Raw genomic sequence first — 26,166 nt, 5'->3', positions numbered from 1 at the left:
TGCAGTTGTCGGTTTGCTGGCCTTGGTCGCCATAAGCGTCGTAAAAAATCAGCACTGCAAAAATGGAGAGAGATGTCGTGGGGTTCAGGATTTTTCCAAATCCAGTCTCCCCTTTCTACGCCCGAATGATATCGCAAGCAGTTTATTAGTTGAAAAAGTAAGAAATGGAGAATAAGGATGTCAGAAAAAAGAGAACGCGTTTTAAAAGCATTTAAAGGTGAAGCAGTAGACCGGGTCCCAATCGGATTTTGGCACCACTTTACAGAAGAAAGTGAATGGCTAGAAGGATTTTCAAATCCTAAAATTATTGAGAAAAACCTGAAGGGACACAAGACCTTTATCAAGGAGTTGGATCCAGACTTCGTCAAACTCATGAGTGATGGCTATTTCGCTTATCCAAACCCTGTTATTGGTAAAGGGAAAACCATTCAGGAGCTAGGCGCTATTAAACCTCTTGGGGCCGATCATCCATGGATCCAAGAACAGGTGGACTTGGTTAAGAAGATTAAGGCCGATTTCCCTGAGGATATTGTTGCGATTTACAATATTTTTGCGCCAATTACCTATCTCAAATGGTTGGTCGGAAAAGTTGCAGGTGGGGATGACGAAATCGCTTCTTACCTAGCTGAAGATAAGGCAACCTTGAAAAAAGTTTTGGATGTCATTGCCCAAGACATTGCTGCTCTTAGCAAACGAATCATCCAAGAAGCAGGAGCGGATGGGATTTATCTCAGTGTCCAAAGTATCCAAGGCGGAGCCGTTTCAGTAGAGGATTATCAAGAAATCATTGCTCCAAGCGAAGTAGCGGTACTTGAAGCTGCAAATGAGGTTGGTGGTATCAATATTCTGCATATCTGTGGCTATGAAGGTGCTCGGAACGATATTCATATTTTTGCAGACTATCCAGCGCAAGTCTTTAACTGGGCGGTTGGTCCAGAAGGGATTAGCCTTTCTGAAGGTCGAGAAATCTTCAAAGGTCGGACTGTACTGGGTGGTTTTGAAAATGGTAAGTCAGGCTTACTTTATACTGGAAGCAAGGAAGAAATTCAGGCGGAAACCAAACGATTGATCGTTGAATCTGGTAAAGAAGGCTTGATCATCGGAGCGGACTGTACCGTCCCTAGTGATATTGCTGTGGAACGTCTCCAGTGGGTCAAGGAAGCCACTCTATAAAGGTTGCGGTCCAAGTGTTGTTTTAGGAATTTTGAAAAGTTAGGATCAAGTGGGAGGAGGACTTATGTCAAAGAAAGCAAAGATTATTACAGGAGTTGCGCTAGCAGGAGTTGTCGCAGTAACGATTATCAGTCGATTGGCCACTCAAAAAGGAACCCAAGCGGTTGAAAGTCAAGCGAGTCAATCGGAACGGGTTATTCAAGTAGCCTATTCTCAGGCTCATGCTCCTTATAATTTCACCAATGAGCAGGGAGAACCAGATGGCTATGAAGCGTCCGTTCTAAAGGCGATCGATGAAAAATTGCCTCAATACCGCTTTGAATATACAGGAACCAATGACGAAGCTCTCCTAATCGGACTGGAATCTGGCAAGTTTGATATCGGAACCAAGGCAGCTTGGTATACGGATGAACGGGCTAAGAAATTCATCATTCCCAAAGAGGCCATTGGGGCAAGTATCATCGGCTTTACAGTGCGAAAAGAGGACGAAGCTAAGTACAAAAACATCAATGATTTTGCCAAGGAAAAAGGAAAATTAGTGCCCATTTCACCGCAAAATGCCCAGTGGAGTGTGATCAAGGACTACAATGACAAGCATGCAGATACCCCGATTGAGCTAACCGCAGCGGAATCCTTTAAAGTAGCGGATGCTTATGCTTGGGTCTTAGAAGGGCGTTATGATGCCTACTTTGATGTTAAGTTGTCCTATGCACGGTCTGTGACAAAGGAAGACGGCCCTTACCACCAATATGCAGACCAGCTGACCTGGTTCCCTTATAAAGGAATTCTGACCTATCCTTTGATTCACCGAAATGAAGAGAACGAGGAGTTTTCAAAGGCTTATGATCAGGCAATTCAAGAATTAAGAGCAGATGGAACCTTGGCTAAATTATCTGAGAAATTCTTTGGCGAAGATGTCTTCTCCTATGCAGATGAGTAATTAGAAAGAGGAAATGAATGAGTAAAAAAACATGGATTATCGGTGGCGCCGCCTTGGTTGCAGTAGTTGGAGGAACGATTCTTGTGCGCAGTTTGTCTGGTGCCAAGGCAGAAAGTAATAGTAACACAGCTGCTTCAACTGCAGTGACAACGCTCAAAGTAGCCCATACCCAGAACTACGTTCCTTATGACTTTGTCAATGAAAAAGGGGAATCAGATGGTTACGAAGTAGCTGTTTTGAAGGCTGTTGATGAGAAGTTGGCAAACTATCAATTTGAATATACGGGTACCAGTGATGACGACCTCTTGATTGGTCTGGAATCAGGCAAGTATGACATCGGAACCAAGGGAGCTTGGTACACAGATGAACGAGCTAAAAAGTTTGTCATTCCATCTGAACCAGTGGGAGCGAGCATCATCGGATTTACTGTCAGAAAAGAAGATGAACAGAAATACAAAACCATTGATGACTTTGCTAAGAATAAAGGGAAATTGGTTCCCATCTCTCCACAGAATGCGCAATGGAATGTGATTACTAGCTACAACGACAAGCACAAGGATGCTCCAATTGAATTGACCGCAGCAGAATCTTTCAAGGTTGCGGATGCCTATGCTTGGGTCCTAGAAGGGCGCTATGATGCCTTCTTTGATATTAAACTTTCCTTTGAAAAGGCGGTGACAGCAGAGGATGGCTCCTACCATCAGTATGCAGACAAACTCAGTTGGTTCCCGTATAAGGGGATTCCGACCTATCCTTTGATTCACCGTGATGAAAAGGGGGAAAAATTTGCCAAAGAATACGAAAAAGCAATCAAAGAGTTGAAAGAAGATGGCACGCTTGCTAAGCTATCTCAGCAATACTTTAAAGAAGATGTCTTTAGTTATGTAGACAAAGACTAGAACATTCTAAACGAAATTAGAAAGGGTTTCGCAAGCATGGTTTCTTATGATTTTTCAAAGGTCTTTCAGTTTTTGCCGACTCTTTGGCAGGCTCTTCCTATGACACTCTTGGTGCTAGTTTTAACAACCATATTGGGTTCCTTATTTGGTAGTCTGCTGGCCTGGGGACAACTGGCTGAGGACAAAACCTTTGCGGGTCTTTCAAAGGGTTACATTTTTACCCTACGTTGTACACCGCCGATTGTCTTGCTTTTTCTAGTCTTTTATGGTTTGCCAGAATTTCTGAAATGGTGGCTTGGTTTGGATATCAACAACTGGTCTAAAACTATTTTTGTTCTCCTGACGATGATTCTCTTGTTTGCGGCTATTGTTGCCGAGGTCTTCAAGGCGGCCTATCAAGCTATTCCAAAGGGGCAGACAGAGGCCGGGCTTAGTATTGGTTTGACTCCAAGTCAGACTTTTTGGAGAATCATTTTTCCTCAAGCTTTTCAAGTTGCTCTTCCCAATATAACGACCGCTATTCTCAATCTCATGCGGGATGCTGCCTTGGCTTATACGATTGGTTTTGTTGATGTTATGGGGGCAGGCAATCTCTTGATCAGTCGCAATTTAGGGAACTACTCTCTGGAAACCTATACGGCAGTTGCGCTTCTTTACTGGGGGATTGCCTTGGTTATTTCTAGCTTGAGTCGTTTGCTTGAGAAGTCTTTGGAAACAAAAGGGAGGTAAGAAATGGATATAGACTATATTGTAAAGACCTTTCTGGAGACCTTGAAGGGTGTGCCAATCACCTTGATTATCATGATTGTGGCTATGGTCTTAAGCTTTTTACCGGCTCTATTTTTAGCCTTGGGGCAGATTTACAAGGTTCGAGGGGTGAGGAGTTTTTCTCTGGTTTATCTGGCCTTTATCCGAGCGACTCCTCCGATTTTATTGATTCTCTTCTTTTATAGTTTGTTTCCAAGTTTGCTGAATCAATTTTTCAAAAGCATAGGGAGCGATTTTGATATTTTCAAACTTGATCCTCTCTACTATGCTTTCATCATTTATAGTTTGATGACAGTCGGGAGTTTATCGGAGATTTTGCGTTCAGCTATCTTGACAGTGGACAAGGGACAACTAGAGGCAGCGCATGCAATTGGGCTGACTACGACTCAGGCTTATCTAAGGATTGTTTTTCCTCAAGCCTTGCGCTCTGCCTTGCCTAACTTGGCCAATCTGGTGATCAATATCGTCAAAGGGACCTCCCTGGTCTTTGTCATGACCATCAAGGACATCACTGCTATTGCTCGTGTAGAAGCGTCCTACGGTTACCAGTATTTTGAGTCTTATTTTGTGATCTTTTTGCAATATATTTTAATCTGTGGTTTGATTCAGTGGGGCTTCTCCCTACTGGAAAAAGGCTATGTGAAAAAAGAAAAGAGTGCAAAAGCATCTAGCGCGCGTTTTGTATAGGAGGACAGAATGTTACAAGTAGAACATATCGCGAAAACATTTGGTGAGAGGCAGGTCCTGGAAGATGTCAATCTCCAGGTCAACCAAGGGGATGTCGTCGTTATCTTAGGACCATCGGGTTCGGGGAAAACGACCTTTCTCCGTTGTCTCAATCACTTAGAAAAAGCTGATAGCGGCCGTTTGACCTTGGCAGGAAAAACCTATGACTTATCCAAATTGAGCAAGAAAGACATTCTAGAAATTCGCCAAAAAACAGCCTTTGTTTTCCAGCACTACAATCTCTTTGCAAATAAAACTGCTCTGGAAAATATTCTAGAAGGCCTAATCGTAGCTCGTAAAGTTCCTAAGGAAGAAGCGCTCAAACGTGCAGAATCTGCCTTGGAAAAAGTTGGTTTACTTGCTTATAAGGACTACTACCCTTCACAACTATCTGGAGGTCAGCAACAACGGATTGGAATTGCGCGTGCTATTGCCGTCAAGCCTGAGGTGATTTTGCTAGATGAACCAACATCTGCACTAGACCCTGAGTTGGTTGGAGATGTTTTGGATGTTCTGAAGCAGTTGGCGGGAGAAGGTGTGACCATGGTGGTCGTCACGCATGAGATGGGGTTTGCTAGAGATGTCGCCAACCATGTTATTTTCATGGATGGAGGTCGTATCGTAGAGGAGAACAATCCCCACGATTTCTTTAGTCGTCCACAAGAAGAACGAACCAAGCAGTTTCTGGCACGTATCTTATCGGATGCCACCTATAGTGTAGAATATATGATTTGATAGACAAGTGTATCATAAAAACAACACCCCATGACTAGAAGATTCTTCTGACCATGGGGTGTTTTCTCTATAGGAGGGCTAGGTTATACTCTTCGAAAATGTCTTCAAACCAAGTCAGCTTCGCCTTATCTACAACCTCAAAGCTGTGCTTTGAGCAGCCTGTGGCTAGCTTCCTAGTTTACTCTTTGATTTTTATTGAGTATCAGTTCTTTTTCTTGTTTTTTATCAACCATCCAAGTCCGAGAAGAGCAAGGATACTGAATCCAGCAAGGGCAAGGAGGGATTTGCTCTCAGTTCCTGTGTTTGGAAGGAGATTTTGAGAGTGAGCCTCTGCAGTAGTTTCTTGAGTTTCAGGATTGGCTGCTAGGTTTTGAGCTTGGCCTTGTTCTGGTTCGACTTCCAAGCTAGAAAGATCAAATTCTGGTTTTTCTTCCACAGCTGGAGCGACAATGGCACCACCTTGAGACAAGCGGAGAACGACAGCAGTGAGAGCGTTCAATTTCAAGCCTTTTTCAGTCCATTCGAGACCTTGAGGGTTAGCAATTCCTACTGGTCCTGCTTGGTTTTCATCTGCGAGAACTTCGGCCTTTCTCAAGTGAGCAAAGGCAGTTCCTAGAGTAAATTCACGAGCCTTATCATCCGCATTGACAAAGACAGCGTAGATATCTCCATTTGGAGCGGTGATTTGGTAGCCGATGGCCACGTCTTCTTTTTCAACACCATTTTGGCCTGGGACAGTGATGAGGTGGACGCGTTCTTTGATATCTTGTAGACTCTTGAGTCTGAAGGCGTCTGTAGATTGACGAAGAGCGATCAATCCTTTCATGTAGTCACGGCTCTTGACATTTTCAGGATATGCTTTGCCATCTGTAGCCTTGGTCCAATCAAACTTGTTGACAGCATCACTAGAGTCGTAAGAGTCATGGATAAAGTAAGGATAGACAAATGGCTTGCCGTCTTTGTCACGCAACAAGTGAGACTTGTTTGGAACCTTATCTTCAGGAACAGGAGTCTGATAGGCTGGATCAAGGAATTGTTTGGTACGTCCGTATTCTTGACCAGAGTGGATAAACGGAGTCCCTTGAGCAGTCAAGACCATGAGGTTTCCAAGTCGCAAACGGCGATGGATTTCAGCATAGTTCTCAGCCTTGCTTGGGTCTTTTTTGATAGACTGGGCAATGATGTCAAAGAGGGTCAAGTTATCATGGGCTGCGATATACTGGATAACATCTCCAGAGTTGTCTGCTTCAAAGTTGGTTGGTTGGGCAATGAGATTTTTAAAGATGGTATTGATATCGCGTTTGCCACCTGTGATAAAGGCAGGTTGACCTTCGTTTGGATAGCCAGACTTGAGGTTGTTGCGGATGTCGTCTGAAAAGACAGCGACAGTATCTGTTTTCTTCATCCAATCTTGGTCAGCAGGTTGTACAGGCGTATTTTCATCACCAGTATAGGTTTTCCAGCCTTCACCTAGCATGATAAGGTTTGGATTGAGGGCGCGTGCAGCCTTGTATGCTTCTTCGATAGAAGCTGCATCGTGGTCACCCATCATATCGAAACGGAAACCATCCACTTTGTAAGTTTCAACCAGATACTTGATAGAGTCTACCAAGATACGTTTAGACATGTAGTGGGTAGTTCCCAAACGACCGCCACCAAAGCTAGTACGTGGAGTTCCGTCTGCGTCCATAAAGTGATAGTAGTTTGGCTCAATATCCTCAAAAATGTCAACCTTTGCAGTATGGTTGTAGACCACGTCTAAGATAGCCCCCATGCCACGTTTGTGGATTTCGTTGATGAGGTTTTTGAATTCAGCGATACGTTTTTCTGGATCCTTAGGATCACTTGAGTACATACCAGTCAAGGAGAAGTAGTTTTGAGGGTCATATCCCCAGTTGTAATTGCTGTTGCTTGAAGCGTAGGCAGACAAACGTTCTTGGTTTTTCAATTCATTGACAAAGTAGTAAGACAAGACTGGAAGGAGTTGGATGTGGGTCACACCCAAGTCTTTGAGATAGTCTAATTTTTCGATAAAGGCTTCGAAGGTACCGAATGGCTTGGTCAAGTCTTTTGCGATGGCAGGATCCGAAGTGAAGTCACGTACATGAGCTTCATAGATAACGGCATCTTCACGCGATTTGAAGTTACGAATCTTCCCGTAGGTCAAGTCTTGCGGACCTAGTTTGGATGGATCGACAAAGGCAGCTTTAGCGACCTTATGAGCAGCATCTGTTTTTGCTAGGTCACTGTTCCAAGCCGCTAATGATTTGGCATAAGGGTCAAGAACGAGGACAGTTTTGCCTTGGCGCTCGATTTGGTAGTGGTAGTAGTAGCCGGTGTAGTTGCTGATACCGAGACCAGAGTTTGCATCCAGAGTTTGTTTCCAGGTTCCTTTTTCTCCTTTTTCAAGGGCGACAGTTCCAACTACTTTTTCAGGGTCTTTCTTGTCGTAGACAACGACAGAAACCTTATCAGCACTTGGAGACCAGAGGGTGAGGTCAACACGCTTGCCATCTTCTTTTAGAGTTGCGCCGAGTGGCCCATCGTAACTGTAGGATTCATCCTTGAGGCGCCAGCTTGAACGTGTGGTAAAGCGGTCTGAATTGTAGCTGACAGTGTACGGGTGTTGAGTGTCAGAGAAGTCGCCGATATAGGTCACTTTTTTACCAGCTTCATCTACTTCCACGTCTGTGATAGCTACTTTATTCCCTAGGTAATCAGTGATGCTGGAGTGTTTGAGGATATCGTCTTTCTTAGCCCCAACTAGGGTAGAAAAACTGCTTTCGATACGAGATTTAGCCACGTGTTGGGCACCAGTCATACGGATATCGTGAACGTAGTAGGGGTTGGTGTAGATGGTTTCGTCATCATCTTTGAGGAAAATCTGACTGTGATTTTTTAGATCAGTGAATTTATAATCTTCTTTTCTGATTTTCACATCATCGCCTTTCTTGCTTTCGTCTAGTAATAAAAATCCAAATTCTCTAGCAGCTTCATTGAGTGGAATATCAATGTAGCGACCATACTTTCCAGTTGCGGTAAAGTCAGTACCGTCAGGCCATTCTCCACTGCTTGGGTTTTTGACATCGCCCCAATACCAAAGAGATTTCTTGTCATAGTTGCCATCGGTGCGGTAGTAGTTGACACGAATAGTTCCTGCTGGTTGAGGGCGGTAGTTGTATACCTTGTAGTTTTCATCTAGCCAAGCCTCATTCATTTTGGAAGAGAGGCGCTCTACCGAACGGTCCCCCGTCAGGTTATCCCCTTTGGTATTGTTGATAAGGAAGCTGACTTTCTTGGCTTGCTCATTTTTGAGTTTGACATCTAGATAATAGCCGTAGTCATCTTGCTTGGCATCCTTGAAGGACTTGGCTCCATTGGGCCAGTTTTCAGACGGCTTTTCAACATCGTCCCAAGTCCAAAGCCCTTGAGAATCCTTGTTTTCTTCAGGGAGTTTTTTTACATGGATGCGGAAGTGGTTGTCTGCGATGGGGTCTTCAGAGGATGTGTCAGCTTGTGGTTTTTGTTCTGAAGTTGGTGTTGCAGTGCTGTTATCTACTTTCTCTTCCTTGCTGTTAGCCTGGCTTGTAGTAGCATCTTCTGTTTTGGGTGTTTCTGGCGCTGTAGTAGTTTCCACAGCTGGAGCTTCTTTTTTAGAATCAAGGGAAGCGTTTGCATTCTTTTGTTCAGAAATAGGCGTTTCCTTTTGAGTTTGACTCGTTTCAGTCTCAGTAGGGGCCTTGGTCACAGCGCTAGTATTTTCCTGAGTTTGAGGTAGGTTTTCGTTAGCTGAAATAGTTGGCATTGCAGCAGAAAGTAGGACAATACTGGCACCAATAAGGACAGAACCAGTTCCGTTCTTCAAGGAACGGATAGCGTAAATCATTTTTTTCTCAGTTTGAGATGGGATCTTTTTCATCACAATTCTCCTTGTGTAGTTGTTCCCTATCAGTATAGCACGAGGTAAACATTAGTGCAAGCGTTTTCCTAAATTTTAAGAGAAAATAGAATGCTTCATTGTCTTGAAATTTTAAAATAATATATAGGAAAAGATTGTTTAAAAAATAGTAAAAAAACCTTGAAAAATCTAGCTAAATAAGGTATAATATGAGTAATCATTTGTCGTAGGTTTTGTCTGAAATATTGTCCAGACAAGGCTCACAGCAGTTAAATCTTCTGAAAAAGTCAGATTTAGCTGCTCTTTTTGTGCTTTTTTTCAGGTTTTTGAGTGCTTGTAACAAAGATTTAAAGATTCTGAAAATTCGTCAAAGGGACACGGTGATAGGGGTTTTAAAAACCATATGACGATTAGAAAAGCCTGATTGACAAGGCTTGGAATTTATTTACAAAGGAGAATCATCTTGGCAGGACATGACGTTCAATACGGGAAACATCGTACCCGTCGTAGTTTTTCAAGAATCAAAGAAGTTCTTGACTTACCAAATTTGATTGAAATTCAAACGGATTCATTCAAAGATTTCCTAGATCACGGTCTTAAGGAAGTATTTGAAGATGTATTGCCAATTTCAAACTTCACAGACACAATGGAGTTGGAATTTGTTGGATATGAAATCAAGGAACCCAAATACACGCTCGAAGAAGCACGTATCCACGATGCTAGCTACTCAGCACCAATTTTTGTAACCTTCCGCTTGATTAATAAAGAAACAGGCGAAATCAAGACCCAAGAAGTTTTCTTTGGTGATTTCCCAATCATGACAGAAATGGGAACCTTCATCATCAATGGTGGTGAACGTATTATCGTTTCTCAGTTGGTCCGCTCACCAGGTGTTTACTTTAATGACAAAGTAGACAAGAACGGTAAAGTGGGCTATGGCTCAACTGTTATCCCTAATCGTGGAGCTTGGTTGGAACTGGAAAGCGACTCAAAAGACATCGCCTATACTCGTATCGACCGTACTCGTAAGATTCCATTTACGACTTTGGTTCGTGCCCTTGGTTTCTCAGGTGATGATGAAATCTTTGATATCTTTGGTGATAGCGAATTGGTTCGCAATACTGTTGAAAAAGATATCCACAAGAATCCAATGGACTCTCGTACAGACGAAGCCTTGAAAGAAATCTACGAACGCCTTCGTCCAGGGGAGCCTAAGACTGCTGAAAGCTCACGTAGCTTGCTTGTAGCACGTTTCTTCGACCCACGTCGCTACGATTTGGCAGCCGTTGGTCGTTACAAGATTAATAAAAAATTGAACATCAAAACACGCTTGCTCAACCAAACCATTGCGGAGCCATTGGTAGATCCTGAAACGGGTGAAATCTTGGTAGAAGCTGGTACCGTTATGACTCGTAGCGTGATCGAAAGTATCGAGAGTCACTTGGATGGCGACTTGAACAAGATCGTTTACATTCCAAACGATGCAGCTGTTCTGACAGAACCAGTTGTCCTTCAAAAATTCAAGGTTGTTGCCCCAACGGACCCAGACCGTGTTGTAACCATCATCGGAAATGCCAATCCAGACGACAAGGTTCGTGTTGTAACTCCTGCGGATATCCTTGCAGAGATGAGCTACTTCCTCAACTTGGCAGAAGGTATCGGACGTGTGGATGATATCGACCACCTTGGGAACCGTCGTATCCGTGCAGTTGGTGAATTGCTTGCTAACCAAGTACGTCTTGGACTTTCTCGTATGGAACGTAATGTCCGTGAACGTATGTCTGTGCAGGACAATGAAGTTTTAACACCACAACAAATTATCAACATCCGTCCGGTGACAGCAGCGGTTAAAGAGTTCTTTGGTTCATCACAGTTGTCACAGTTCATGGACCAACACAATCCGCTTTCTGAGTTGTCTCACAAACGCCGTTTGTCAGCCTTAGGACCTGGTGGTTTGACACGTGACCGTGCTGGATATGAAGTACGTGACGTGCACTACACTCACTATGGTCGTATGTGTCCAATCGAGACCCCAGAAGGACCTAATATCGGTTTGATCAATAACTTGTCATCCTATGGACACTTGAACAAGTATGGATTTGTTCAAACACCATACCGCAAGGTGGACCGTGAAACGGGTGTGGTAACCAACGAAATCGTTTGGTTGACAGCCGATGAAGAAGATGAATTTACTGTAGCGCAGGCTAACTCTCGTCTTAACGAGGACGGTACTTTTGCTGAGAAAGTTGTCATGGGACGTCACCAAGGGGTCAACCAGGAGTATCCAGCTAATGTTGTGGACTACATGGACGTGTCACCAAAACAGGTAGTTGCCGTTGCGACAGCATGTATTCCTTTCTTGGAAAACGACGACTCCAACCGTGCCCTCATGGGTGCCAACATGCAACGTCAGGCTGTGCCTTTGATTGATCCAAAAGCACCTTACGTTGGTACTGGTATGGAATACCAAGCAGCTCATGACTCTGGTGCTGCTGTTATTGCTCAGTATGATGGTAAAGTTACATACGCAGATGCTGACAAGGTAGAAGTACGCCGCGAAGATGGTTCATTGGACGTTTACCACATTCAAAAATTCCGTCGTTCAAACTCAGGTACTGCCTACAACCAACGCACTCTCGTTAAAGTTGGCGATGTCGTTGAAAAAGGCGACTTTATCGCTGACGGACCTTCTATGGAAAAAGGGGAAATGGCGCTTGGACAAAACCCAATCGTTGCCTACATGACATGGGAAGGTTACAACTTCGAGGATGCCGTTATCATGAGCGAACGCTTGGTCAAAGACGATGTCTATACATCTGTCCACCTCGAAGAATACGAATCAGAAACGCGCGATACAAAGCTTGGGCCTGAAGAAATTACTCGTGAAATTCCAAACGTTGGTGAAGATGCTCTTAAAGACCTTGACGAAATGGGGATTATCCGCATCGGTGCTGAGGTTAAAGAAGGGGATATCCTTGTCGGTAAAGTCACACCTAAGGGTGAGAAAGACCTCTCAGCTGAAGAACGTCTCTTGCACGCTATCTTCGGAGACAAGTCTCGTGAAGTGCGTGACACTTCTCTTCGTGTACCTCACGGTGCCGATGGTGTCGTTCGTGATGTTAAGATCTTTACACGTGCAAATGGGGATGAGTTGCAATCCGGTGTGAACATGCTGGTTCGTGTCTACATCGCCCAAAAACGTAAGATCAAGGTCGGAGATAAGATGGCCGGACGTCACGGGAACAAAGGGGTTGTCTCTCGTATCGTTCCTGTAGAAGACATGCCTTACCTTCCTGATGGAACTCCAGTAGACATCATGTTGAACCCACTTGGGGTACCATCACGTATGAATATCGGTCAGGTTATGGAACTCCACCTTGGTATGGCAGCCCGTACTCTTGGTATCCACATCGCAACACCAGTCTTTGACGGAGCAAGTTCTGAAGACCTTTGGGACACTGTTAAAGAAGCAGGTATGGATAGCGATGCCAAAACAATCCTTTACGATGGACGTACAGGCGAGCCGTTTGACAACCGTGTATCAGTTGGTGTCATGTACATGATCAAACTCCACCACATGGTTGATGATAAATTGCACGCGCGTTCAGTCGGACCATACTCAACTGTTACCCAACAACCACTCGGAGGTAAAGCTCAGTTTGGTGGACAACGTTTCGGTGAGATGGAAGTTTGGGCTCTTGAAGCCTACGGTGCGTCAAATGTTCTCCAAGAAATCTTGACTTACAAATCTGACGATATCAACGGACGTTTGAAAGCTTATGAAGCTATTACAAAAGGAAAACCAATTCCAAAACCAGGTGTTCCAGAATCCTTCCGAGTTCTTGTCAAAGAATTGCAATCTCTTGGTCTTGACATGCGTGTCCTTGACGAAGACGACCAAGAAGTGGAACTTCGCGACTTGGATGAAGGAATGGACGAAGATGTCATCCACGTAGATGACCTTGAAAAAGCCCGCGAAAAAGCAGCTCAAGAGGCTAAAGCAGCCTTTGAAGCTGAAGAAGCTGAGAAAGCAACAAAAGCGGAAGCAACAGAAGAAGCTGCTGAACAAGAATAAGCAGTTCACTTAGAATAGAAAGGGAAGAAATAGTGGTTGATGTAAATCGTTTTAAAAGTATGCAAATCACCCTAGCTTCTCCAAGCAAAGTCCGTTCATGGTCTTATGGAGAAGTCAAAAAACCTGAAACAATCAATTACCGTACGTTGAAACCAGAACGTGAAGGGCTCTTTGATGAGGTCATCTTTGGTCCTACAAAGGACTGGGAATGTGCTTGTGGTAAGTACAAACGCATTCGCTACAGAGGAATTGTTTGTGACCGCTGTGGGGTTGAAGTAACGCGTACAAAAGTTCGTCGTGAGCGTATGGGGCACATCGAGTTGAAAGCTCCTGTATCTCACATCTGGTATTTCAAGGGGATTCCAAGCCGTATGGGCTTGACCCTTGATATGAGTCCTCGTGCCCTCGAGGAAGTTATCTACTTTGCGGCTTACGTGGTAATTGATCCGAAGGATACACCGCTTGAGCACAAGTCTATCATGACAGAGCGTGAATACCGTGAGCGCTTGCGTGAGTATGGTTATGGTTCATTCGTTGCCAAAATGGGTGCCGAAGCCATCCAAGACCTCTTGAAACAAGTAGATCTTGAAAAAGAAATTACTGAACTCAAAGAAGAGTTGAAAACAGCTACTGGACAAAAACGTGTCAAAGCCATCCGTCGTTTGGATGTTTTGGATGCCTTTTACAAGTCTGGGAACAAACCTGAATGGATGATTCTCAATATCCTTCCGGTTATTCCACCAGATCTTCGTCCAATGTTGCAGTTGGATGGTGGCCGTTTTGCCTCATCTGACTTGAACGACCTTTACCGCCGTGTTATCAACCGTAACAACCGTTTGGCTCGTTTGCTTGAGTTGAATGCACCAGGTATCATCGTTCAAAATGAGAAGCGTATGCTTCAAGAAGCAGTTGACGCTTTGATTGATAATGGTCGTCGTGGTCGTCCGATCACAGGACCAGGTAGCCGTCCACTGAAATCATTGAGCCACATGCTTAAAGGGAAACAAGGACGCTTCCGTCAAAACTTGCTCGGTAAACGTGTTGACTTCTCAGGACGTTCCGTTATCGCCGTTGGTCCAACTCTTAAGATGTACCAATGTGGTGTGCCACGTGAAATGGCGATTGAGCTCTTTAAACCATTTGTGATGCGTGAAATCGTTGCCCGCGACATCGTGCAGAACGTCAAAGCGGCTAAACGCTTGGTGGAACGTGGAGACGAACGTATCTGGGATATTCTTGAAGAAGTAATCAAAGAACACCCAGTACTTTTGAACCGCGCACCGACCCTTCACCGTTTGGGTATCCAAGCCTTCGAGCCAGTCTTGATTGATGGTAAGGCCCTTCGATTACACCCGCTTGTCTGTGAAGCCTACAATGCCGACTTTGACGGGGACCAAATGGCCATCCACGTACCGCTTTCAGAAGAAGCTCAAGCGGAAGCTCGTATTCTAATGCTTGCTGCTGAGCATATCTTGAACCCGAAAGATGGTAAACCAGTTGTTACTCCTTCTCAGGACATGGTTTTGGGTAACTACTACTTGACCATGGAAGAAGCTGGTCGTGAAGGTGAAGGAATGGTCTTCAAAGACCGTGACGAAGCTGTTATGGCTTACCGTAATGGTTATGTTCACCTCCACTCACGTGTTGGTATCGCGACAGATAGCCTCAACAAACCTTGGACTGAAGAGCAAAAACACAAGGTCTTGTTGACAACAGTTGGTAAAATCCTCTTCAACGATATCATGCCAGAGGGTCTGCCTTACTTGCAAGAACCAACAAATGCCAACTTGACAGAAGGTGTTCCAGCTAAATACTTCTTGCCACTTGGTGGAGATATCAAGGAAGCAATCAGCAAACTTGAACTCAACCCTCCATTCAAGAAGAAAAATCTTGGAAATATCATCGCTGAAATCTTCAAACGTTTCCGTACGACAGAAACTTCTGCCCTACTTGACCGCATGAAGAACCTCGGTTACCACCACTCAACTCTTGCAGGTTTGACAGTGGGTATTGCCGATATCCCAGTTGTTGAAGACAAGGCTGAAATCATCGAAGAATCACACAAACGTGTGGAACAAATCACCAAACAATTCCGTCGTGGTATGATCACAGACGACGAGCGCTACAACGCTGTTACAGCTGAATGGCGTGCAGCCCGTGAAAAATTGGAGAAACGTTTGGTTGCCAACCAAGATCCTAAGAACCCAATCGTTATGATGATGGACTCTGGAGCCCGTGGTAACATCTCAAACTTCTCACAGCTTGCCGGTATGCGTGGTCTGATGGCCGCTCCGAACGGACGTATCATGGAATTGCCAATCCTTTCAAACTTCCGCGAAGGTTTGTCAGTACTCGAAATGTTCTTCTCTACTCACGGTGCCCGTAAGGGTATGACCGATACGGCCCTTAAGACAGCCGACTCAGGTTACTTGACTCGTCGTTTGGTTGACGTTGCCCAAGACGTTATCATCCGTGAGGACGACTGTGGAACCGACCGTGGTCTCTTGATCCGCTCTATCGCAGAAGGAAAAGAGATGATCGAGTCTCTCGAAGAGCGTCTCAATGGTCGTTACACCAAGAAAACCGTTAAACATCCAGAAACTGGTGCAGTGATCATCGGTCCAAATGAGTTGATTACAGAAGACAAGGCGCGTGAGATTGTCAATGCTGGCGTGGAGGAAGTAACCATCCGTTCTGTATTTACATGTAACACTCGTCATGGTGTCTGCCGTCACTGTTACGGTATCAACTTGGCGACAGGTGATGCGGTTGAAGTTGGTGAAGCAGTTGGTACAATCGCTGCCCAATCTATCGGGGAACCTGGTACACAGCTTACAATGCGTACCTTCCACACGGGTGGGGTTGCCTCAAATACCGATATCACTCAGGGTCTTCCTCGTGTCCAAGAAATCTTTGAAGCCCGCAATCCTAAAGGGGAAGCGGTCATCACTGAAGTCAAGGGTGAGGTTACAGCTATCGAAGAAGATGCTTCAACTCGTACTAAGAAAGTCTTTGTTAAGGGCGAAACTGGCGAAGGTGAGTACGTGGTGCCATTTACAGCACGTATGCGTGTCGAAGTTGGAGACCAAGTCTCTCGCGGTGCAGCATTGACAGAAGGTTCTATCCAACCAAAACGTCTCCTTGCTGTTCGTGATGTCTTGTCAGTTGAAACCTACCTCCTCGGTGAAGTACAAAAAGTTTACCGTAGCCAAGGGGTAGAAATCGGTGACAAACACATCGAGGTAATGGTTCGTCAAATGATCCGTAAAGTTCGTGTCATGGATCCAGGTGACACAGACCTTCTTATGGGTACCCTCATGGATATCAACGACTTTACAGATGCTAACAAGGATGTTCTTATCGCAGGTGGAGTTCCAGCGACTGGTCGTCCAGTTCTTATGGGAATCACCAAAGCCTCACTTGAAACCAATAGTTTCTTGTCAGCGGCTTCCTTCCAGGAAACAACTCGTGTCCTTACTGATGCGGCCATCCGTGGTAAGAAAGATCATCTCCTTGGACTCAAGGAAAATGTTATTATCGGTAAGATCATCCCAGCTGGTACTGGTATGGCTCGTTACCGTAACCTTGAACCACAAGCCGTCAATGAAGCAGAATATCTGGCTCCAGAACAAGAAGAGGCAGAACTTGCTCCTGTAGAGGAAGTTGTAGAAGTTCAAGTTGAAGAAACAGTAGAATAAAAGCAAACAAGAGAACCTTTGGGTTCTCTTTGTTTTATTTCAGAAAATTTTCCCACTTTTTCATAAAGTATGGTAGAATAGAAGAACTAAAACGCCAAGGAGGTTCGTATGGAGCAAACATTTTTTATCATTAAACCAGATGGTGTGAAAAGAGGGCTGGTTGGCGAAATTCTGCAAAGAATGGAACAACGAGGTTTCAAACTCGAAAAATTAGAGTTACGTTCAACCGTTTCAGAAAATCTGATTGACCAACACTATCAAGACTTGGTTGAAAAAAGTTTTTATCCTCCTATCCGTCAGTTTATGACTTCAGGCCCAGTAGTAGTGGGCATTCTATCAGGTCCCAAGGTGATTGAAACCTGGCGGACTATGATGGGTGCTACTCGTCCAGAAGAAGCTCTGCCAGGAACTATCCGAGGAGATTTTGCCAAGGCTGCAGGAGGCAATCAAGCCATTCAAAATGTAGTTCACGGATCCGATTCTGAAGCTTCTGCAAAACGCGAAATTGCTCTCTGGTTTAAAGATTAAAGTTAGAAGAGAACAGTTCTGTGTATAACGGAACTGTTCTTTTGGTCAGTTGAGCACAAAAAAAGAACACTTGAGGCGGAAACAATCATTTCAAATTCTTCACAAGGTATAATCCCATATAGGGAGGGAAAAGAAATGGTAAAATCAATTCGCCTATTGTTACTGATTGCAGTCATCCAGATTAGTTTTAGTAGTTGTCTATTATGGAAAGAATCCTTTTTATCTTTAAAACAGGCTAATGCTTATTTTTTGATTTTGATAGTAGGAATTTCTGTTCTCTGTGCTGGGATAAATTATTTCCATACAGCAGACCAGTCTAGACATAGTATTTTACATGTTCAAAAGAAAGTGAGTCTGGTTTATTGCCTCCTTTTAGTAGTCAATCTTCTGGCAACCTGTCTGGTTCTCTCAGAAAGCATCCAAACCTCTAGCAAATTGCAGCAGGAACTGGTTGACCTCTTTTTACCCTCCTTCTTTTTCTTGCTAGGAGTAGATCTATTGATTTTCTTACCTTTTGATAAAATTTTTCGCGATATAGAAAATCGCCTAAATAAAAAGAAAACAGTCGTCATTTCCGTTCTAGCTACGATGGTTTTCTTGAGGAATCCCTTAGTGATTTCCTCGATTCTCATTTATATCAGTGTTGGTTTTCTATGCGCACGTTTCCTTTTTCCAAAATGTATTCAAAGGGAAATCTCCTTTTATGGACACCTGATTCGGGATATCCTGTTTGTTTTTTCAATAGTTGTATTCTTTTAAGTAGAGGAGAACTTTTCAAAATTGTTATAGTAAGTCCATAAAGAAAATTCACACAAAAGAAAACTTTTTGGTATAATAGTAACATGTACACAAAAAATGAAGAAGAGCTTCTAGCTCTCGGAGAAAGATTAGGTCATTTGTTTCAAAAAGACGATGTTCTGATCTTGACGGGAGAGTTGGGTGCGGGTAAAACAACCTTTACAAAAGGCATTGCCAAGGGTTTGGATATCCGTCAGATGATTAAAAGTCCAACTTATACTATTGTCAGAGAGTACGAAGGTCGCCTGCCACTTTACCATTTGGATGTCTATCGTATCGAAGGTGATGCTGATTCTATTGACTTGGATGAGTTTCTCTTTGGAGGTGGTGTGACTGTTATTGAGTGGGGGCATCTTTTGGGTGAAGATTTACCAGATTCTTACTTGGAGTTGGAAATCTTGAAAGAAGCTGAGGGTCGTTGCCTTCATTTTACAGCTCATGGCCCTCGGGCTGAACAACTCATCAAGGAGCTTCAGGATGGAGTATGAGTTGTGTATTCGTGAGGCAGAGATTTCAGATGCTACAGCCTTAATTGCATTTTTAGATTGTGTTGGTCAAGAGACAGACTTCACCAGCCTAGATGAAAATGGTATCATGATGACAGCTTCTGAAATGGCTCTTTTTATCGAAAAACAAGCTGCATCAGAGAATCAAATTACTCTCCTCGCCTTACTGAATGATGAGATTGCAGGAGTCTTAAATATCACAGCGGACCAACATTTAAGAGTTCGACATATTGGTGATGTTTTTCTAGCAGTTCGCAAGAAATTTTGGAACCAAGGCTTGGCAACTATACTTCTAGAAGAAGGCATCGAGTGGGCTAAAGCCAGTGGTGTCTTGCGCCGCTTGCAACTCAGTGTACAAAAACGAAATGAGGCTGCTATCCACCTCTATTCAAAAATGGGATTTATCACAGAAGGCTTGCAAGAAAGAGGAGCCTATTTAGCAGAAGGGATATTTTTAGATGTTTGTCTGATGGGCAAATTGATAGATGAATAACGAGATGATCAAAAAATTAATTGGAATGGTGCTAGGTTTCCTGGCAGTAACAGTTGTAGGTGTAGGAATTTATGCCTACACAATCTATCAGCAGGGAACTGCAACCCTGAGTCAAAAAACTTACAAAAAAATCGGTGAAGAAACCAACGTTATCGAAGCAACTGAGCCTTTAACGATTCTCCTAATGGGGGTGGATACGGGAAATTCGGAACGTACAGATCCGTGGGCAGGGAATAGTGACTCCATGATTCTCTTGACGGTTAATCCAAAAACAAAGAAAACCACAATGATGAGTTTGGAACGGGATATTCTGACCAAGATCGAGAGTGGAAATGGCCAAGTTCAGGAAGCCAAACTCAATGCGGCCTATGCCAATGGCGGTGCGGAGCTTGCAATTTCTACTATTCAAAAGATGATGAATATCCACATTGACCGCTATGTAATGGTCAACATGCAAGGCCTTCAACAATTGGTGGATGCAGTTGGTGGAATCACTGTCAACAATACACTTGGTTTTCCAATTTCCATCACTGACCAAGAAGAGTTTAATAAGATTTCCATTGGTGTTGGGGAACAAAACTTGAATGGTGAGGAAGCCTTGGTGTATTCACGGATGCGTTACCAAGATCCTGAAGGAGACTATGGGCGTCAAAAACGTCAACGTGAAGTCATTCAAAAAATCGTAGAGAAGGTTTTGAGTCTGAACAGTGTGAGTCATTATCAAGGGATTTTAAAAGCTTTGAGTGATAACATGCAGACCAATGTGGATTTATCAGCTAAGAGTATCCCACAATTGCTCGGCTATCAAGATTCTTTCAAGAATATCGAAACGCATCAATTGCGTGGGGAAGATGCTGAGCTACAGGGAATTTCTTATCAGATTGTCACTTCAGAACATATGCTCGAAATGCAAAATCTCTTGCGTAGTTCACTAGGTAAAGAGCCAGTGACAGAATTGGAAACCAATGCGGTACTGTACGAAACAGCCTTTGGCCGGACAGCACCTTCAACCAGTACTAGTATTACAAACGAAGAGGTAGAATAAAACAAAGAATCAAATCGTGGGAAATTTCCTACGATTTTTTCAAAAAAATACGAATAGATAGGTAGGAGGAAACATGAAAGCAGAAATCATTGCTGTTGGAACAGAGATTTTGACAGGACAGATTGTCAATACCAATGCTCAGTTTTTGTCGGAAAAACTAGCAGAGACTGGGGTTGATGTTTATTTTCAGACGGCTGTAGGAGACAATGAAACTCGTCTCTTGTCTTTACTTGAGATTGCCAGTCAACGTAGTAATCTTGTGATTTTGACAGGGGGCTTGGGACCAACTGAGGATGATTTGACCAAACAAACCCTGGCAAAATTTTTAGAAAAAAATCTAGTGTTTGACCCTCAAGCGCAAGATAAACTGGATATCTTCTTTGCTCATAGACCTGACTATGCTCGGACACCGAATAATGAGCGCCAAGCTCAAATTGTAGAAGGGGCAACTCCATTGCCAAATGAGACAGGTTTAGCAGTAGGAGGGGTGTCGGAAGTGGATGGCGTAACCTACGTGGTCCTTCCAGGACCGCCGAGTGAGTTGAAACCTATGGTCTTAAACCAACTCTTACCCAAGTTAATGACTGGTACCAAGTTATACTCACGTGTGCTCCGTTTCTTTGGAATTGGGGAGAGTCAGTTGGTGACCATTTTGGCGGATTTGATTGACCATCAAACCGATCCGACTTTGGCGCCGTATGCCAAAACAGGAGAAGTGACCTTGCGCTTGTCTACAAAAGCAGTTAGTCAAGAAAAGGCTGATCAAGCGCTGGATATCTTAGAAAATCAAATCTTGAGTCGCCAAACTTTCGAGGGAATTTATTTACGAGACATCTGTTACGGATATGGGGAAGAAACCAGTCTCGCAAGTGTCGTTGTAGAAGAGCTAAAGAAGAGACAGAAAAGCATTACTGCGGCAGAAAGCTTGACGGCAGGTCTCTTTCAAGCGACATTAGCAGACTTTTCGGGCGTTTCAGCAATCTTTAATGGCGGTTTTGTCACTTACAGCCTAGAAGAAAAGTCCAAGATGTTGGATATTTCCGAGCAAGAGCTAAAAGAACACGGGGTTGTTTCTGAGTTTACGGCTCGAAAAATGGCAGAGCAGGCACGGATCAAGACTCAGTCTGATTATGGAGTCAGTCTGACAGGTGTAGCTGGGCCAGATAGCCTAGAGGGTCATCCAGCTGGTACAGTTTTTATTGGACTGGCACATGCAAAAGGGACAGAGGTTATCAAGGCTAATATCGCAGGACGGAGTCGAGCAGATGTCCGACATATTGCGGTCATGCATGCCTTTAACCTAGTTCGCAAGGCTTTATTAAGTGACTAAATTTTGGTATAATGAAAGATAGGTCTAAGGACTAGTAGAATATAGGAGAACAAAATGGCGAAAAAACCAACAAAAAAATTAGATGAAATTGGGAAAAAATTTGGAGCAGACCGTGAAAAAGCATTGAACGATGCTCTTAAATTGATCGAAAAAGACTTTGGTAAAGGCTCAATCATGCGCTTGGGTGAGCGCGCGGAGCAAAAAGTTCAAGTGATGAGCTCAGGCTCATTGGCTCTGGACATTGCTCTTGGTTCAGGTGGTTATCCTAAAGGACGTATCATCGAAATCTATGGACCAGAATCATCTGGTAAGACAACGGTTGCCCTTCACGCTGTTGCGCAAGCACAGAAAGAAGGTGGTATTGCAGCCTTTATCGATGCGGAACATGCTCTTGACCCAGCCTATGCAGCGGCTCTTGGAGTCAACATTGACGAATTGCTCTTGTCACAACCAGACTCAGGTGAACAAGGTCTTGAAATTGCTGGAAAATTGATTGACTCAGGTGCAGTTGACCTTGTCGTTATCGACTCAGTTGCGGCCCTTGTACCTCGTGCGGAAATTGATGGGGATATTGGAGACAGTCACGTTGGTTTGCAGGCTCGTATGATGAGTCAGGCCATGCGTAAACTCGGAGCTTCTATCAATAAAACCAAAACAATTGCCATCTTTATCAACCAATTGCGTGAAAAAGTTGGGGTTATGTTTGGAAATCCAGAAACAACACCTGGTGGACGTGCTCTGAAATTCTACGCTTCAGTCCGTTTGGATGTTCGTGGAAGTACGCAAATCAAGGGAACTGGTGACCAAAAAGATACCAATGTCGGTAAGGAAACCAAGATCAAGGTCGTGAAAAACAAGGTAGCTCCACCATTTAAGGAAGCCTTTGTTGAAATCATGTACGGAGAAGGGATTTCTAAAACTGGTGAGCTCTTGAAGATCGCAAGTGATCTCGATATCATCCAAAAAGCGGGAGCATGGTACTCTTACAAGGGTGAAAAAATCGGACAAGGATCTGAAAATGCTAAGAAATACTTGGCGGATCACCCAGAAATTTTTGATGCTATTGACCACCAAGTTCGTGTTCAATATGGCTTGATTGAAGATGAAGAAGGGACAACTCCTACCACTGTTGCGGAAGATCTAGCACCTAACCAAGAAGTAACGCTTGACCTAGGCGATGGACTTGAAATCGAAATTGAAGATTAAAAATAAAAGCGGAGAAGTCCTTCTCTGCTTTTTATGTTTAATTATTAAGTCTCCATAAGCTTCAAAAGCGTAATAAAAGAATATTTAATCAAAAAAATTAAAAAAACTGTTGCAATTTTTTTAATTTGATGATAAAATTAAATCATTCTATAAAAAGGAGACTACTATAATAGGGAAACGCCTTGTTCGTAACGTACAAGACAAAAAGATTGCTGGTGTTTGTGCAGGTATCGGTGACTACTTTAACATGGACCACACACTTGTTCGTGCACTTTGGATCATCTTCACTCTACTTGGTGGTTCTGGAATCTTAGCTTATGCTGTTCTCTACTTCCTTCTTCCAGAAGGCAATGCAGAAGCTTAAGCCATAGAGAGAATAAAAGTTTATTCTGATCAGTTGAAAATAAAAAATGCATGTAATCGTGGATTACATGCATTTTTATATGTAGCTTCTATCGAAAAAGAGAGGTCCTTCACCAGATGGACAAGTCTTGTTTAATGGTCACTAAAACGACGATACTCTATATGAAAGTCAAAATAATGTTCCTTTTGTAACTTTTGGAAGATATCGCGATAGGCCTCTTCGTCAAAATGGTCGCCACGGTAGAGAATTTCAAAACTCAAACCTTCGTACTCTAGAAAAGCGTTGGCTGTTTTGAAACCATTTTGGTGATAGAAATCCATGCGGGCCTTTCTCTGCTCCAAGTTATCGCATTCTTCATCCAATCGCTCGACTTCTAGTAACATGGTTCGCTGGTAAAAATCAGTCAGCTTTTCGATGATCTCTTTTCCATATCCGTGGCTCCTCAAGTGAGGCATGATGGCAAAAAAACTGATATAGAAGGCCTTTGGATTGGAGATGGCAAAAGCAAAGCCGACAAACTCTTCTTGGTTATAAAAGGCAAAAAAGTGGGCGTCCTCTCGGTCCTGATAGCGCAAGAACTCTGACAGAGGAACTCGTTCTTCCTCGGGGAATGCTTCCTTGTTTAGCTTTTCAACTTTATCCAGATCAGGAAATACATCGGTAATTAATTGACTGGTCAAACTCATAAATGACCTCCTTTTCTTGATTATAGCAAATTGTCTCTCTGTAAGCAATTGATTGCAAACTTAGTGCAGAGCCTTGTCGCTCCTTTAGAAAGCTGATATAATAGCTTTATGAATAAGAAACGATCCGTGGACTTGATACATGGTCCTATTCTTCCTGCGCTGTTAAGCTTTGCCTTTCCAATCTTGCTGTCTAATATTTTCCAACAGCTCTATAATACAGCTGACGTCTTGATTGTTGGGCGATTTCTTGGTCAAGATTCCTTGGCTGCAGTAGGGGCGACAACGGCCATTTTTGACTTGATTATAGGTTTTACGCTTGGTGTTGGAAATGGCATGGGGATTGTCATTGCCCGCTATTATGGGGCTCGTAATTTCACCAAAATCAAGGAAGTAGTAGCAGCAACTTGGATTTTAGGTGCTCTTTTGAGCATTCTGGTTATGCTGATGGGCTTCTTTGGTCTTTATCCACTCTTGCAATATTTAGAGACACCTGTAGAAATCCTTCCTCAATCCTACGAGTACATCTCTATGATTGTGACCTGTGTAGGCGTCAGCTTTGCCTATAACCTCTTTGCAGGTTTGTTGCGGTCCATTGGTGACAGTCTAGCAGCTCTTGGCTTTTTGATTTTTTCTGCTTTGGTTAATGTGGTTCTGGATCTCTATTTTATTACGCAACTGCATCTGGGAGTTCAATCTGCTGGCCTTGCTACCATTATCTCGCAAGGCTTGTCAGCGGTTCTCTGCTTTGCTTATATCCGTAAGAGTGTTCCAGAACTACTCCCTCAACTCAAGCATTTTAAATGGAACAAGGCCCTGTATGTGGACCTCTTGGAGCAAGGTTTGGCTATGGGGCTGATGAGTTCGATTGTGTCTATTGGCAGTGTGATTTTACAATCCTCTGTTAATACCTTTGGAGCCGTGATTATTAGCGCCCAGACGGCAGCTAGACGCCTTATGGCTTTTGCTCTCCTTCCGATGACGGCTATTTCTTCTGCTATGACGACCTTTGCCTCTCAGAATCTAGGCGCTAAACGACCAGACCGCATTGTTCAGGGGCTTGGGATTGGGAGTCGCTTGAGCATGTCCTGGGCAGGCATTATGTGTATCTTCCTCTTTTTTGCCAGTCCGACCTTGGTTTCCTTCTTGGCCAGTTCGACGGATGGATACCTGGTAGAAAATGGTAGCCTATACTTACAGATTAGTTCAGTATTTTATCCGATTTTGAGCCTTTTGCTGATTTATCGGAATTGCTTGCAGGGATTGGGGCAGAAAGTCCTTCCTCTAGTTTCCAGCTTTATAGAACTAATCGGGAAAATCGTTTTTGTGGTCTTGATTATCCCTTGGGCAGGGTATAGGGGAGTTATTCTCTGCGAACCTCTTATCTGGGTTGCCATGACTACCCAACTGTACTTTTCACTTTTCCGCCATCCCCTGATAAAAGAAGGCAAGGCAATCTTGGCAACAAAAGGACAATCCTAGCTAGATTTGCTGAATAAAATCCATTTCCTCTAGTGAAAATCGAAAAAACTTGTGTTATAATAAGAAAGATTAAAATGTGAAAAAAGGAGATTCCTAATGGGACGTAAATGGGCCAATATTGTAGCCAAGAAAACGGCTAAAGATGGAGCTAACTCTAAAGTATATGCAAAATTTGGTGTAGAAATCTATGTAGCAGCTAAAAAAGGTGATCCAGACCCAGAATCAAACACTGCTTTGAAATTCGTTATCGACCGTGCTAAACAAGCCCAAGTGCCAAAACACGTTATCGATAAAGCGATTGATAAAGCAAAAGGGAACACAGATGAAACCTTTACAGAAGGACGTTACGAAGGATTTGGACCAAATGGTTCTATGCTGATTGTGGATACCTTGACTTCAAACGTCAACCGTACAGCTGCGAACGTTCGTGCTGCTTTTGGTAAAAATGGCGGAAACATGGGTGCTTCAGGTTCTGTTTCTTACCTCTTTGACAACAAGGGTGTTATCGTATTTGCTGGTGATGATGCGGATGCTATCTTTGAATTGTTGCTTGAAGCAGATATTGATGTGGACGATGTAGAAGCAGAAGAAGGAACAATCACTGTTTACACAGCTCCAACAGATCTTCACAAGGCTATCGTTGCTCTTCGTGAGTCTGGCATCCAAGAATTCCAAGTGACTGAATTGGAAATGATTCCTCAGTCTGAAGTGGAATTGTCAGGCGAAGACCTTGAAACCTTTGAAAAACTTTACAGCGTTCTTGAGGACGACGAAGACGTACAAAAGATCTACACAAACGTCGATGGGTTCTAATAGAAA

General features: G+C 43.5%; 20 protein-coding genes. 18 read left to right on the top strand and 2 right to left on the bottom strand.

What is annotated here, in order from left to right:
• Positions 1-177: 177 nt before the first annotated feature.
• From SORDD15_RS07480 to SORDD15_RS07455, 6 genes are all read left to right on the top strand, one after another.
• Positions 178-1,173 (top strand): uroporphyrinogen decarboxylase family protein, encoded by a 996-nt coding sequence (locus tag SORDD15_RS07480; protein WP_061416049.1) that lies wholly within the window; start codon positions 178-180, stop codon positions 1,171-1,173.
• Between the two features lie 64 nt (positions 1,174-1,237).
• Positions 1,238-2,113 (top strand): transporter substrate-binding domain-containing protein, encoded by an 876-nt coding sequence (locus tag SORDD15_RS07475; protein WP_061416047.1) that lies wholly within the window; start codon positions 1,238-1,240, stop codon positions 2,111-2,113.
• 17 nt (positions 2,114-2,130) lie between these two features.
• On the top strand, positions 2,131-3,012 hold the full coding sequence (locus tag SORDD15_RS07470) for a transporter substrate-binding domain-containing protein (protein WP_061416045.1): 882 nt from the start codon (positions 2,131-2,133) through the stop codon (positions 3,010-3,012).
• A 36-nt stretch (positions 3,013-3,048) separates the two neighbouring features.
• Entirely contained in the window at positions 3,049-3,741 is a 693-nt protein-coding gene (locus SORDD15_RS07465; RefSeq protein ID WP_061416043.1) for an amino acid ABC transporter permease, read from the top strand.
• A 3-nt stretch (positions 3,742-3,744) separates the two neighbouring features.
• Positions 3,745-4,467: an amino acid ABC transporter permease gene (locus tag SORDD15_RS07460; RefSeq protein WP_061416042.1), complete on the top strand. Its 723-nt coding sequence runs from the start codon at positions 3,745-3,747 to the stop codon at positions 4,465-4,467.
• Between the two features lie 9 nt (positions 4,468-4,476).
• Positions 4,477-5,241 (top strand): amino acid ABC transporter ATP-binding protein, encoded by a 765-nt coding sequence (locus tag SORDD15_RS07455; protein ID WP_000942257.1) that lies wholly within the window; start codon positions 4,477-4,479, stop codon positions 5,239-5,241.
• Between the two features lie 202 nt (positions 5,242-5,443).
• Here the strand turns inward: SORDD15_RS07455 and SORDD15_RS07450 are convergent, their stop codons facing one another.
• The gene (locus SORDD15_RS07450; protein WP_061416039.1) at positions 5,444-9,160 is read right to left on the bottom strand and encodes a pullulanase; all 3,717 of its coding nucleotides are present in this window, start codon (positions 9,158-9,160) and stop codon (positions 5,444-5,446) included.
• Between the two features lie 442 nt (positions 9,161-9,602).
• On the opposite strand from SORDD15_RS07450, the gene rpoB reads away from it, so the two are divergent.
• From rpoB to SORDD15_RS07400, 10 genes are all read left to right on the top strand, one after another.
• Positions 9,603-13,214, top strand: a complete 3,612-nt coding sequence (rpoB, locus tag SORDD15_RS07445; protein ID WP_061416037.1) for a DNA-directed RNA polymerase subunit beta — start codon at positions 9,603-9,605, stop codon at positions 13,212-13,214.
• Between the two features lie 32 nt (positions 13,215-13,246).
• Positions 13,247-16,912: a DNA-directed RNA polymerase subunit beta' gene (gene rpoC, locus SORDD15_RS07440; RefSeq protein ID WP_061416035.1), complete on the top strand. Its 3,666-nt coding sequence runs from the start codon at positions 13,247-13,249 to the stop codon at positions 16,910-16,912.
• Positions 16,913-17,020: 108 nt separating this feature from the next.
• A complete protein-coding gene (gene ndk, locus SORDD15_RS07435; RefSeq protein ID WP_061416033.1) occupies positions 17,021-17,440 on the top strand; it encodes a nucleoside-diphosphate kinase in 420 nt (139 codons plus the stop codon).
• Between the two features lie 135 nt (positions 17,441-17,575).
• On the top strand, positions 17,576-18,199 hold the full coding sequence (locus SORDD15_RS07430; protein WP_061416031.1) for a hypothetical protein: 624 nt from the start codon (positions 17,576-17,578) through the stop codon (positions 18,197-18,199).
• A gap of 83 nt (positions 18,200-18,282) precedes the next feature.
• Entirely contained in the window at positions 18,283-18,726 is a 444-nt protein-coding gene (tsaE, locus tag SORDD15_RS07425) for a tRNA (adenosine(37)-N6)-threonylcarbamoyltransferase complex ATPase subunit type 1 TsaE (protein WP_061416029.1), read from the top strand.
• Complete coding sequence (locus SORDD15_RS07420) at positions 18,716-19,237, top strand: GNAT family N-acetyltransferase (protein ID WP_000455512.1); 522 nt, start codon at positions 18,716-18,718, stop codon at positions 19,235-19,237. The genes tsaE and SORDD15_RS07420 overlap by 11 nt, the downstream gene beginning before the upstream one ends.
• Before the next feature lie 4 nt (positions 19,238-19,241).
• Positions 19,242-20,282, top strand: a complete 1,041-nt coding sequence (gene brpA, locus SORDD15_RS07415) for a glycopolymer--peptidoglycan transferase LytR (protein ID WP_061416424.1) — start codon at positions 19,242-19,244, stop codon at positions 20,280-20,282.
• Between the two features lie 73 nt (positions 20,283-20,355).
• Complete coding sequence (locus SORDD15_RS07410; RefSeq protein WP_061416026.1) at positions 20,356-21,612, top strand: competence/damage-inducible protein A; 1,257 nt, start codon at positions 20,356-20,358, stop codon at positions 21,610-21,612.
• A gap of 54 nt (positions 21,613-21,666) precedes the next feature.
• Positions 21,667-22,818, top strand: coding sequence for a recombinase RecA (gene recA, locus SORDD15_RS07405; RefSeq protein ID WP_001085518.1), 1,152 nt, complete (start codon positions 21,667-21,669; stop codon positions 22,816-22,818).
• Positions 22,819-22,987: 169 nt separating this feature from the next.
• On the top strand, positions 22,988-23,182 hold the full coding sequence (locus tag SORDD15_RS07400) for a PspC domain-containing protein (RefSeq protein WP_049477431.1): 195 nt from the start codon (positions 22,988-22,990) through the stop codon (positions 23,180-23,182).
• 131 nt (positions 23,183-23,313) lie between these two features.
• Here SORDD15_RS07400 and SORDD15_RS07395 read toward each other — a convergent pair whose 3' ends face one another.
• Positions 23,314-23,868, bottom strand: coding sequence for a GNAT family N-acetyltransferase (locus SORDD15_RS07395; protein ID WP_061416024.1), 555 nt, complete (start codon positions 23,866-23,868; stop codon positions 23,314-23,316).
• A 108-nt stretch (positions 23,869-23,976) separates the two neighbouring features.
• On the opposite strand from SORDD15_RS07395, the gene SORDD15_RS07390 reads away from it, so the two are divergent.
• Together SORDD15_RS07390 and SORDD15_RS07385 are read left to right on the top strand one after the other, a co-directional pair.
• Complete coding sequence (locus SORDD15_RS07390; protein WP_061416022.1) at positions 23,977-25,347, top strand: MATE family efflux transporter; 1,371 nt, start codon at positions 23,977-23,979, stop codon at positions 25,345-25,347.
• A 96-nt stretch (positions 25,348-25,443) separates the two neighbouring features.
• Positions 25,444-26,160, top strand: coding sequence for a YebC/PmpR family DNA-binding transcriptional regulator (locus tag SORDD15_RS07385; RefSeq protein ID WP_061416020.1), 717 nt, complete (start codon positions 25,444-25,446; stop codon positions 26,158-26,160).
• Positions 26,161-26,166: the final 6 nt, after the last annotated feature.

This window comes from Streptococcus oralis, from assembly GCF_001578935.1.
Taxonomy (GTDB): Bacteria; Bacillota; Bacilli; order Lactobacillales; family Streptococcaceae; genus Streptococcus; species Streptococcus oralis_R.
This window is presented reverse-complemented; position numbering and strand designations above follow the sequence as displayed.